Origin of the sequence: Duganella aceris (assembly GCF_011090165.1) — a bacterium.
In the GTDB taxonomy this organism is placed as follows: Bacteria; Pseudomonadota; Gammaproteobacteria; order Burkholderiales; family Burkholderiaceae_D; genus Rugamonas; species Rugamonas aceris.
On record NZ_JAADJT010000012.1, the window covers coordinates 149016 to 160823 of the forward strand.

9 protein-coding genes are annotated in these 11808 nt (G+C 66.3%); 4 read left to right on the plus strand and 5 right to left on the minus strand.

Annotated elements, in window-relative coordinates; all coding sequences use genetic code 11:
- The first annotated feature begins 35 nt into the window (after positions 1-35).
- Positions 36-1091 carry a S41 family peptidase gene (locus GW587_RS24305; RefSeq protein WP_166107462.1) on the plus strand — a complete coding sequence of 352 codons (1056 nt, stop codon included), beginning with the start codon at positions 36-38 and terminating at the stop codon, positions 1089-1091.
- On the opposite strand, the gene GW587_RS24310 is transcribed toward GW587_RS24305, so the two are convergent.
- Entirely contained in the window at positions 1072-1764 is a 693-nt protein-coding gene (locus tag GW587_RS24310) for a Type 1 glutamine amidotransferase-like domain-containing protein (protein WP_166107463.1), read from the minus strand. The two genes, GW587_RS24305 and GW587_RS24310, sit on opposite strands and share 20 nt — an antisense overlap.
- Complete coding sequence (locus GW587_RS24315; protein ID WP_229259629.1) at positions 1761-4568, minus strand: hybrid sensor histidine kinase/response regulator; 2808 nt, start codon at positions 4566-4568, stop codon at positions 1761-1763. Before GW587_RS24315 ends, GW587_RS24310 begins: the two co-directional genes overlap by 4 nt.
- Before the next feature lie 138 nt (positions 4569-4706).
- On the opposite strand from GW587_RS24315, the gene GW587_RS24320 reads away from it, so the two are divergent.
- Entirely contained in the window at positions 4707-5339 is a 633-nt protein-coding gene (locus tag GW587_RS24320) for a LysE family translocator (RefSeq protein ID WP_166107467.1), read from the plus strand.
- Positions 5340-5468: 129 nt separating this feature from the next.
- Here GW587_RS24320 and GW587_RS24325 read toward each other — a convergent pair whose 3' ends face one another.
- The gene (locus tag GW587_RS24325) at positions 5469-6146 is read right to left on the minus strand and encodes a YceI family protein (RefSeq protein WP_166107468.1); all 678 of its coding nucleotides are present in this window, start codon (positions 6144-6146) and stop codon (positions 5469-5471) included.
- A 383-nt stretch (positions 6147-6529) separates the two neighbouring features.
- The gene (locus tag GW587_RS24330) at positions 6530-9190 is read right to left on the minus strand and encodes a M1 family metallopeptidase (protein WP_166107470.1); all 2661 of its coding nucleotides are present in this window, start codon (positions 9188-9190) and stop codon (positions 6530-6532) included.
- A gap of 118 nt (positions 9191-9308) precedes the next feature.
- Between GW587_RS24330 and GW587_RS24335 the strand changes: the two genes are divergently transcribed.
- On the plus strand, positions 9309-9935 hold the full coding sequence (locus GW587_RS24335) for a glutathione S-transferase family protein (protein WP_166107471.1): 627 nt from the start codon (positions 9309-9311) through the stop codon (positions 9933-9935).
- 97 nt (positions 9936-10032) lie between these two features.
- Positions 10033-10788: a substrate-binding periplasmic protein gene (locus GW587_RS24340; RefSeq protein WP_166107473.1), complete on the plus strand. Its 756-nt coding sequence runs from the start codon at positions 10033-10035 to the stop codon at positions 10786-10788.
- A 14-nt stretch (positions 10789-10802) separates the two neighbouring features.
- Here the strand turns inward: GW587_RS24340 and GW587_RS24345 are convergent, their stop codons facing one another.
- Positions 10803-11804: a CheR family methyltransferase gene (locus GW587_RS24345; protein ID WP_229259630.1), complete on the minus strand. Its 1002-nt coding sequence runs from the start codon at positions 11802-11804 to the stop codon at positions 10803-10805.
- Positions 11805-11808 lie beyond the last annotated feature (4 nt).

The window sequence follows — 11808 nt, forward strand, 5'->3', positions numbered from 1 at the left end:
GTGATCGTCGACGCCGAGCCAACCTGGAGGAACGTATGTTAGGTCGCAAGAAGCTTGTTTCAGCGGTCGTGTTGGGCGCGCTGTGGTCGTTGCCGGCCGTGGCGGCGGTGGACACCGTTTTGAGCGCGTCCGATCGCGCTGAGATCGTGCGGACGCTGGCGGCGAAAATCAACGCGAATTACATCGATCCAGCGCGGGGCGAACAGGTCGGCGGTGCGATCATCAGGAAACATGCCGAAGGAGGCTATGCGGCCGCCGCCAGCGCGACGGCGTTCAGTGCGGCGCTGAAGAAGGACCTGCGCGAAATCAGCGGCGACATGCATTTCAGCGCCGGGCGCTACGAGGGCTTCACTGAGCCCGGCGCCACCGAGGAGCCGCCGAGCCGCGCCATGATAGACGAAAGGCGTAACGCGGCCGCGCGGCGCGGCTATGACATCGAGAAGATCGAACGCCTTGCCGGCAACGTCGGCTACATCGAATTGCGCCGCTTCGCCGGCGTGGAATTCGTCGGCGCGGCGTACACGGCGGCGATGTCGCTCCTGGCGGGCACCGATGCGCTGATCCTCGACCTGCGCCGCAACGGCGGCGGCGACCCGGCCGGGGTGGCTTACCTGATGAGTCATTTCCTCTCGGCGGGCAAGGCGCACCGCCTGATAGACATCTATGATCGCCCGACCGACACGACGCGGCAGATCTGGACCGTGCCGATGTTCACGCAGCGTTACGACAAGCCCGTATATGTGCTGATCTCGGCCCGGACAGGTTCCGCCGCCGAAGACTGCGCCTATGACTTCCAGGTGCTGGAGCGTGGCACCCTGGTCGGCGAAACCACCATCGGCGCTTCCAATCCCATTAGCTGGTACAGCTTGGGACACGACATCGCGGTCTCGATCCCGACGGCGCGCATGACCAATTTCGTCACCAACACCAACTGGGAGCACGTCGGCGTGAAACCGGACGTCGCTGTGCCCGCAGCGCAGGCGCTGCAGGCGGCGCATGTCGCCATCCTGCGCAAGCTGGTGTCATCCGCAAAGGAGGGCGACGAGCGCGCGGAACTGCAACGCCTTCTCGTCATGGTGGAGAAGGGATAAACCGATGAGATGGTATGAACTTCTTCCAGTGACCTTCTGAGACCACGTCGACGGCGCCGTCGCTCACTTTGATCGCGGTCTGGTCGTCGATCAGGTAGGAGGGCATGGGCAGCGTGGCGGCCAGTTGTTCGAGGTTGGCCAGCGAATTGTCCGGAAACCATTCGTGGTCCAGATGCGGATGGATGGCGAAATCGAGTAGTCCCAGCGACTTGTCGCCGCCGACGGGCAGCCCGTGGCGGCCGTAGGTGGTTCCCCAGCTGGTCAGCACCATGCTGCCGGCGCTCAGGCCGACGTAGACCGTCTTGCGCAGCAGCGTTGGCAGCAGGTCCGCCAGTCCGGTTTGCCGCATCCAGTGACACAGATACTGACAGTCGCCGCCGCCGACCAGCAGTGCGTCGGTCTGTTCCAGCAGCGGTACCCACAACTCGCGCTGGATGCTGGGCAGGGCGGTCAGCTCCAACAGGCCCAGCGATTTCCAGCCCATGTCGCAGAACGGGTCGCCCAGCGCGCCGGTGATCACGCGTCGCGCCAGGTCGCCGCCGTTCGGCAGGGCGTAGATCGCTGTGGGGATGAACAGCGCGTTCGCTTCGGCCACCGGTTTCCCCAGCAGCTCCACCAGCGCGGCGTGGATGCTCGGGTTGCTGATGCCGGCGGAGGTGAGCAGCAGTTTCATGCGGCGGCTCCACTGTGGCTGGTGGCTTCGGCGGCGTTGCGCAGGTCGAGGCACGCCTTGTCCAGCGCCGCTTCGACCTCCGGCAGCATGTCGATCACTTCGACCAGGTCGCCGGCCACCGCCGCTGCTTCCATCTCGTGGCACAGCGTGTGCAGATGCGCTGAACTCAGATAGCCGGCGCTGCCCTTGAGTGCGTGGATCGCCGCCGCCGCCGCGCTGGCATTGCCGGCGACGACGGCGGCGCGCGCGGTCTCCAGCCGGCGCGGGGCTTCGTCCAGGAAGGCTTGCGTGATGCGCTGCATGTGCGTGCGCGACAAACCGGCCAGCGGCATGATCTGCACCGTCGACGGATCGCACGGCGGGCCGCCCGCCGTTCCGACGTCGGCTTCCGGTGCGACGCCGAATTGCTCGTCCAGCGATTCGGTGCGCTCGGTCGCCAGGCGCGCCGCGTCGGTCGGACGCAGCGGCCGGCCACGGCTCAGGTGCTGGGCGATGGTCTTTTCGATCAAGTCGTACAGCAGGCGTTCGTCCACCGGCTTGCTGAGGAAACCGTCCATGCCGACCGCGAGGTAGCGTGCGCGGTCATGGTCGCTGGCGTTGGCGGTCAGCGCGATGATCGGGATGGCGGGATCGAGCACGCAATAGTCTTCGCTGCCGCCGGCGCGGATCAGGCGCGCGGCCTGTTCGCCGTCCATCATCGGCATGCGTCCGTCCATCAGCACCAGGTCGTAGGCGGCGGTGCTCAGCGCGTGCAGCGCCTGCAGGCCGTTTTCGACGATGCGGATGTCGTGACCCATGTTCTCCAGCAGCGTGCTGACGATGATCTGGTTGGTGCGCACGTCTTCGGCGCACAGGACGCGCAGCCGGTAGGCGTGATGCTCCTTGCGCGGCGGCGCCGACGTATCGACCGCCGGCGCGGCGCCCACCTCCAGCGGCAGCGTGAAGCTGAAGGTGGAGCCGGCGCCGACCCGGCTCTCGGCCGCGATCGTACCGCCCATCAGCTCCACCAGCTCCTTGCAGATCGCCAGACCCAGGCCGGTGCCGCCGTAGCGGCGGGTGGTGGAGTGGTCGGCCTGCTCGAACTTCATGAACAGGCGCGGCAACGTGTCGGCCGGGATGCCGGGACCGGTGTCCGCGATGTCGAAGCTGACGCTGGTGTGGCCGTCCGCGTCCGCCAGCGCGGTGGCGTCCAGCCGCACCTCGCCGCGGTCGGTGAACTTGATGGCGTTGCCGAGTAAATTCAGCAGGATCTGGCGCAGCCTGGTCGGGTCGCCGCGCACGTAGCGCGGCAGGTCGAGCGCCAGGTCGCAGCGCAGCAGCAGGCTCTTGGCGTCGGCCTGGCCTTGCAGGATGCCGATGGCGTCGTCGATCAGCGCGATCAGGTCGAAGTCCACCGTCTCGATCGACAGGCGGCCGGCGTCGATCTTGGAGAAGTCGAGGATGTCGTTGAGGATGGCCAGCAGCGATTCGCTGTTCTGCAGGCCGATGCGAAGGTATTCCTCGGTGCGGCCGCGCACCGATTGGTCGCGCATGGCGAACTTGATCATGCCGATCACGCCGGCCAGCGGAGTGCGGATGTCGTGACTCATCGCCGACAGGAAGTCGATGCGGTGGCGGCTGACGATTTCGGCGTGTTCCTTGGCTTCGGTCAGCTGCGCGGTGCGGTCCTGCACGCGCTGTTCCAGCGTGTTGCGCAACAGGCGGATCTGGTCGGCCAGCGCGAACGCCAGCAGCACGCCGTCCAGGGTGCCGCCCAACAGCGTGAACAACTGGGCGTTGGCGACCAGCGCCGGAATCAGGCCGACGTTGGCCGGCAGGATGAACAGGCCGGGCACCATCAGCGCGATGAAGCCGAACACGAAGAAGCGCGCCGGATGGTAGCCGCGCACCCAGACCACGATGCCGGTGGTGAGCGCCATCGTCATCCAGATGGTGATGACGATGGTGGCGATGGTGTGCGCGTAGCTGAGGAGCAGGAAGCAGCTCGGCAGCGTCACCAGCGGCAGCACGATGTTGATGCGGCTGAGTTTATACAGCAGCGGTGCGTTGTCCTTGAGCCGCAGGAAGCTGGTGTAGAACAGCGTGCTCAGGACCGGCAGCAGGAAGAAGGGCACGTAGTGCCAATGCAGGTTGTGCCATGAGAACAGGTCGGCCGTCATGTGGAAGGTCATGCCCCAGGCCACGGCGTAGCACAGCACATACAGCGAGTAGTACAGCGACGAACGGTCGCGGGTGATCGAGTAGATGAAGAAATTGAACACGGTCAGCGCCAGCAGCGCGCCGATGGAGCCGATGATCAGCACATTCTCCTTCGCCACCAGTTGCTGGTAGGCGCTGCGCGGCAGCACCGTGAACACCGGCGTGCGCGCGTAATAGGGACTGGAGAAGCGGATCAACACCTGGTAGCGCTGGCCCGGTTGCAGGTCGATGTCTTTGCCGTAGTGCAGCAGGTAGGAATGCGGCTGGCGGTAGCCGGTCAGCATCTGGCGGATCGTTCCGTCCTGACCGTAGACCTGGATGTCGACCATGTCGATCAGCGTGTCGTTCGGATCGATCACCCAGGCCGGCTGGTGGCCGTCGTTGCGCAGCTCGGCGTGCAGCCAGTAGCTACCACCCAGCAAGTCGACCTTGGCGGCGGGCTTCAGGCTGGCCAGCAGCGCGGGCAGGCCGGCGGCGTTGACCGGGTAGGGCTGGCCTTCATCCTTGTACAGCGTGCCGGTGGTGGCGAGGTCGATTCCGGCGTTGTTCAAGCCGATGGGCGCGGCCTGAGCCGCCTGGCCGCATAGCGCCAGGACGAGCGTCAACAAAGGCAGCAAGCGGAGTAGCAGCAGTGGCATCTGGGTAGGGCATGGTTGTTTTCTACATTGTAAACGAGAACTTATCGATTTATACAAAATACGCCCAGGCGGTTATCATGGCGGCTTTGCGCGTAAGGAACGATCTTGCTAATTTCACCCGAACAATTCATCGGCTTCCTCAGCGCGGCGCTGTTGATCACGCTGTCGCCCGGTCCGGACAACCTGATGGTGCTCAGCGTCGGCATGTCGCGCGGACGGCGCCAGGGCATGGCCTTCGGCCTGGGCTGCGCGCTGGGCTGCCTCAGCCACACGCTGCTGGCGACGCTGGGGGTGAGCGCCTTGATCAAGGCGTCGCCGCTGGCTTTCGGCGGCTTGAAACTGCTGGGCGGCGCGTATCTGATCTGGCTGGGTTTCGGCGCGGTGCGCAGTCGTGGCGGCGCGCGGGCCGGCGACGGCGCGGGCTTGCCGGATGAAAGCCTGGGCCGTTTATTCGCCAAGGGATTGGTCGCCAACGCGGTCAATCCGAAGGTGGTGCTGTTCTTCCTGTCGTTCCTGCCGCAGTTCGTGGTGGCGGAGCGGGGCGACGTTAGTTGGCAGACGGCGCAACTGGGCCTGCTGTTCACGGCGCAGGGCGTGGTGCTGTTCGGGTTGTTGGGGTATTTTTCCGGCGCGGTGGGCGGCTGGATCAACCGCCACCCGGGCGCCGGCATGTGGATGGACCGGGTCGCGGGCGTGATCTTCATCGGTCTGGGGCTGAAGCTGATCGTCTCGCCGTAAAAAAAAGTATGTTCGGCGCGGCGGATGTCATCAGCGCGTCATGCGCGGCTGACATACTGGCTTTGCTCTTTCAAGTCTCTCCCGATTTGGAACCTTTGGCCCGCGCCTGTTGTGCTGCGGGCTTTTTTTTTATCTGGCGGTCAGGTCGAAGCGTAGTTCCATCTGGTCTTGCACCGCCATCGCGCCGCCCATCACCGAGAAGGGTGTCAGGCCGAAGTCGGTCTGTTTGAGGGTGAATGTGCCTCTGATGTTGATGTTGCCGTTCTCTTCGCGCAGCTCGACCGGGACCGCCATGGTAAGGGTGATGCCGTGCAGCGTGATGCTGACCTGCAGCGGCTGGCCTTTGGCGGCGCGTTCGGCGTGGATGCTCACCACCGGGTAGCGGTCGGCGTCCAGCACCTTGGTCAGCATGTTGTGGCGCGTGCCTTCGATGGCGTCGGCGGAAGGCTGCTTTTCCAGGCCGGCGATCCGGCGCAGGCCGGCTTCGTCGATTTTCATCTCATCGAGGCGGAATTGGACGTCGGCGCGGTTTTGGGCCGGCGACACCGTGCCGGTGATCTGGTGGCTGGCGACCACGTGGTCGTGCCCGAGGCGCGCCAGCACGCCGCCACGCCGCACCGTCACGGCGATCAGCGATTGCGCGCTGTCGATGCGTAACTGAGGGCCGATCGCCGGGGCGGCCGGCGCCGCGGGCAGCGCTGCGGCGGCGGAGTGGGTGGCGGGCGGCGGCAGTTGCGAGCAGGCGGCCAGTGCGCACAGCAGAGCGCCGCCCAGCAGGCGGCGACAAGTTAAATAGTGGTGGGTCATTTGGCCGTCATATAGTCCGTTTAAGATGCAGTTCGCTGATACCAGCGTGCTCCAGTTGGTCCCGTGCCCAAGCCGGCGCGTGATTTCACAAAGCATGACTCAGCAGGCTCGCCGGTGGCCTGAAACACCGGCACCATCCATCTTCCCGCCCTGATTTTCCTTCCTTAATGAAGTTCTAAGCCTACGCGACGCGATAGCTGGCAAAGTAACACCTGTAGCGCGCGGTTCAGCCGGGCGCCCAGTTGCCGGACTCAAAGCCCGGCACAGAATTCGTCCAGGCGGCACCATCGCCGCCGGACCCGGACATCCCCACGCTTTCGAGCGTTTTGCAACCAGTATCATCTCACGATGACACTGGTTTTTTTTTGCCCGTCGCCGTTGGCTCAGTCGTGCTTGGCCAGCCAGGCGTCGATCTCCGGCAGGCGCTTGGTGCGCACCTTGACGCGGTATTCGATCGAGGCGATCGCGGTCTTGGTGTCGCCCTGCGCGTCGGCCGCCAGATACTGCTTGGCGTAGGCGCGCAGCTTGCCGACCATCGCCGGATCGGCCGAACGCGCGCCGAGGCCAGGGAAGTAGCGGCTGCGCGAAGCGACGTCGACCCGCTTGTCCATCTGCTCCTGGTGCGCGACGGCGAAGTCGAACGCCAGATCCGGGTGATGCCCAGCGACGTGGCTGATCATCGACGCGCTGGAGGTGATGCCCGGTTCGTCGGTCAACGCCAGGTCGAGCGCGCGTTGCGCCAGCGCCTTGTCCTTGGCCGACGCCAGCAGGTCATACAGCTCGCTCTTGATCATGCTGGTCTTCTCGGCCTGCGCGGCGGTCCGCAGCTGATCCCATGCGGCGGCATCGGCGTTGGCGGCGATCACGCCCAGGATGGGGCGGCGCAGCGCGGCCGGCATCGCGGACGGATCGGTGGCGGCGGCCGCGTAACGGCGGCGCGCTTCGGCCACCACGCCCTCGTCGCCGACCGTGCCCAGCGCGCGGATCAGCGTTTCGCGCAGGTTGGCGACCGGCGCCGCTTCATCCTTGGCGGCGCTCCAGCCGATGCGCGCCAGCACCGGCGCCAGGCGCTTGCGCGCGTAGCGGTCCAGCGCCGCTTGCTGTTCCGGCTTCGGTTCGTAGCTGGCATGCAGTCCGCTCAGCACCGACGCGATCTGCCCCCACACCTGCGGCGCGGCGTCCAGCGGTGCGTGGTCGGCCAGGTCGAGGAAGCTCGATGCCGGCATGTGACCGGCCAGGCCCAGCGCCCAGCTGTCCGACAGCAGGCCCAGTTGGTCCAGCGCCGGGATCGTGGCGAAGCGATCGGCCAGCGCGGCGAAGGCTTTCGGCGCGTACAGCGTGCGGTAGTAGCCGCTCTGGCCGGCGTTGACCAGCACCGCGCCGCATCCCGGCAGCGTCATGCTGGCCTTGCCGCCATTGACCACGGTGCGCACGGTGGCGCCGCCGACGGTCTGCGCGATCACCGGCACGCGCCAGCTCAACGGTTTCTTGTTTTCCTGGTCCTTGCTGTATTCGCCCTGTGTCAGCTGGATGGTGGTCTTGCCGTTTTTGCAGACCGCGTCGGCGACGCGGATCAGCGGCACGCCCGGTTTCAGCGTGAAGTCGTGGGCGATCGCGGTGACTGGCTTGTGGGCGGTCTTTTCCACTTCGCGCCACAGGTCGTCGGACACCGTGTTGCCATAGGCATGCTTGGCGATGTAGCTGCGCACGCCGTTGCGCCACGCGTCCTCGCCGACATAGTTCTCCAGCATGCGGATCACCGCTTCGCCCTTGTTGTAGGTGATGTTGTCGAAGGCCTGGCTGGCCTGTTCGACGGTGGCGATCTGCTGCACCACCGGATGGGTGGTGATCAGCGCGTCGCGCTCCATCGCGCCTTCGCGCACGCCGACCGCGCGCAGCTCCCAGTTCCATTCCGGGTGCAGGCGGGTGGTGGTGCGCGATTCCATCCACGAGGCGAAGCCTTCGTTGAGCCACAGGTCGTTCCACCACGCCATCGTCACCAGGTCGCCGAACCACTGGTGCGCGATTTCGTGCGCCGCCACCAGGAAGGCGGTTTCCTTGTTCGATTGCGTGGCGGTGCGCGGATCGAGCAGGATCGAGTATTCGAAGGTGAAGATCGCGCCCCAGTTTTCCATCGCGCTGAAGAACTGGCTCTGGCCCGGTGCGGCGATGTTGTCCAGCTTCGGCAGCGGGTACTTGACGCCGAAGTAGTCGTTGTACTCCTTCAGCACGGCGCGCGACGAATCGAGCGCGAACTGGGCCTGGTCCAGCGCGCCTTTTTGCGTGATGACGCCCAGCTCGACGCCGGCTTCCATCGCGGTGGCGCGGTCGAATTCGCCCAGGCCGAAGAACATCAGGTAGGTCGACATCTTCGGCGAGGTGGCGAAGCGCACCAGGTCGCGGCCGTCGGCCAGCTTGGTGGTCGATACCACCGGCATGTTCGATACCGCCATCTCGCCGGCCGGCACGGTGGCTTCCAGCGCGAAGGTGGCCTTGTAGAACGGCTCGTCCCACGATGGGATCACGCGGCGCGCGTCGGAGTTTTCGAACTGGGTGTACAGCGCGCGCTTCTTGGCGCCGCCGTTTTCATAATCGAGCGAGAACAGGCCGCTGGCCTGGGTGCCGATCACGCCGGTGTAATCGAGCTTGAGCTGGTAGCTGCCCGGCTTCAGGGTTTCGGCGAAGTGGAAGGTCGCGGTCTGCTTGTCGGCATCGACGTCGATCTTGCTGGCGGCCAGCGCCGGCTTGCCCGGGCCGGCGCCGATGGCGGCGGCGCTGAATTTCAAATCGGCGGCATGCAGCGTCAGGCTGTTGGTGCCGCGCTTGACGTCGAGCGCGATGGTGACGCTGGCGCTGAAGCTGCGGTTGGCGGCATCCGGCGTCAACGACACCGCGTAATGCGTCGGCACGGCGTCGCGCGGAAGCTGGGTGGTGACCTGCGCCACCTTGCGGGCGGGCGCGGGCGCGGCCAGGGCCAGCGACGGGGCGCCGGACGAAATACCCAGCAGTGCCAGGACGGCTAACGAAATCAGGCTGCGTTGCATGCTTTATCCTTTTAATTGTGAGGCCTCATGAGCCAGCGAGCAATCTACGGGGAACGGCTGGCTATGTCAAATCCGGATAGGCGGGTATCATCTCCGCATAACGACCAAGGAGACAAACATGAAGTTTTATACCTCCACCCGCGCGCCCAACCCGCGCCGGGTCGCGATGTTTATCGCCGAGAAGGGCCTGGAAGGCATCGAGCAGGTGCAGATCGACATCGGCGCCTGCCAGCACCGCAGCGCCGAGTATCTGGCCAAGAATCCGTTCGGCCGGGTGCCGGCGCTGGAACTGGACGACGGCCGCATCCTGTGCGAGACGCGCGCCATCTGCACCTGGCTGGACGGCCATGCGCCGCAAAACAACCTGATGGGCATGGACTACGATGAACGCGCCTTCATCGAGATGGCCGACCGCCGCGTCGAGCTGCACCTGTTCCTTGGCATCGCCAATTGCGTGCGACATACCCATCCCGGCCTGGCGGCGCTGGAGCAGCCGCAGTTCGCCGACTATGGCGTGGTGCAGGGCGAGAAGATGCGCGAAACGGCGCGCTGGCTCGACGCGACGCTGGCCACCCAGCCGTTCGTCGCCGGCCAGCGCTTCACCATCGCCGACATCACCGCCTTCTGCGCGCTGGAATTCGGGCGCGGGCTGATGAAGTTCCGGCCCGGCGCCGAGGGCATGACCCACCTCCAGGCCTGGCGCGACCGCATCGCCGAGCGGCCCAGCGCCGCTGTCGTTTATTAGCCTAAAGGTGGACTAAAGCCTGCTTTCCAGCGGCGGTGGATTGGTTTATGCTGGACATCCGGTCCGGCGTTGCCGGCCATCTGACCTGGAGACTGCGATGATGCATCGGCGGCGGGTGCTGACATGGTTGCCGCTCGCGGCGGCGGCCTGCATGGGCCATGCCGCGTCGGCGCCGCAACGGCGGTTGAAGGCGGTCACCATCGGCGTCGCGCCGTATGGCATACGTACCCCGGAAGGCGGCGCCAGCGGATTGCTGGTCGAATTGACCGAGGCGCTGGCCGCGCGCAGCGGCATCCCGATCGACAATGTGGTGGTGCCGTATCCGCGCGCGATGGCGATGATGCAGTCCGGCGAGGCGGATCTGCTGATGTCCATCGCCAATAGCCGGCTGGTGTCGATCGCACGCCCGGTGGCGCTGGTGTTCGAAGGGGACGTGGTGGCGGTGGGACGGGCCGGAAGCCATTTTGCCAGCCTGGCCGATTTGCGCGGCAAGGTGGTGGCGCACATTCGCGGCGTCGAATACAACGCCGCGTTCGAGGCGGACCAGCAAATACGCAAACACGAGACCACCAGCATCGAGCAGTCGCTCAAGATGCTGCTGGAGCGGCGCGTCGACGCGGCGATCGGGTCGCGCGAATCGCTGCTGTACGCGCTGCGCGCGATGGGACGGCCACGCGCGCAACTCGGCACGCCCATGCCTATCGGCCATCTTTACGTGCGCTTGTATTTGTCGTCAAGAGTCACGGACGACGCGGTGGCCGATGCGCTCACCAGCGCGATGGACGCGCTGCGCGACGGCGGCACGGTGGCCGCGCTGCGCAAGAAGTATTTCGCGGGGCTGCCGGCGCGCTGACAGCTGTGGGCGCGTCAGGCGCGTCGCTGGTACCAGGGCAGGTGCGAGGCCAGCGCACGGTAGTGGGAGCCGACGCGATCCGTCGGTTCCAGCTCGCGGTCCAGCGCCAACACGCCGAACGGCGCCAGGCTGTCGTCGAACAGCCGCAGCACGCGCTGGCGCAACGCCATGCCGAACGCCGGCAGCGCGCGCTGGCCGAGGATCATGTGGAATTCATTGAACGAGGCGTCGGTCACCAGGTTGTACTGCGCCCAGGTGATGCGCTCGCTCAGGCGCGGCGCCAGCACCGCCCGCGTGCCGTCGGCGCTGACATCGAAATAATCGAGCAACTGGCCGATGCCGCCGCTGCGCACGTAGAACGCCTGCAGTTCGGTCATACGCGCCATCGGCAGGCTGGCTTGCCGCGCTTCGGCCAGCAGGCTGTCGCTGGCCAGCGTGGCGTAAATCTCGGTGCGTGCGATCAGCTGTTCCTGGTCCAGCAGGATGGCCAGGGTCCAGGCTTGCTGTGCGCCGGCGCAATCGGCCAGCCAGATGCGCGGCAGCGCGGCGCCGTGCAGGCAGGCGCCCAGCGACATCCGCAACAGCGTCACTTCCGAGGCGTCGTCGAACATCAGCGCCGGGTCGACGTAGAGCGCGCGATGCAGCACGTCCCAGGCCTCGGCGTCATGCAGCACGCTCGCTTGCAGCGCCGAGATGGTCGGTGTGTCGAGCCGCCGCATGGTGGCGCGCACGTGGCGTGCGACCAGCTCGCGCTGGTAGCCGCGATAGTCGTAGCCGTGGCATTGGAAGATGGCTTCCAGCAGCAGCTCCAGTTCCAGCTCCTCGACCGTCGACGGCGAGTGGCGGCGGCCGTTGGCGGCGGCCGCCGATGCTGAAGCCGGCGACGCGGATGATGCGGCGGACATGGCCGATTCCGACTGCGCGCCGGTCGCGGCGGACGCATTCTGCGCGGTCGTCGCCGCGCCGCTGTCCGGACCGAGCAGCGCCGCCTTGATCGAGGCGAGCAGGGATGTCATCGGG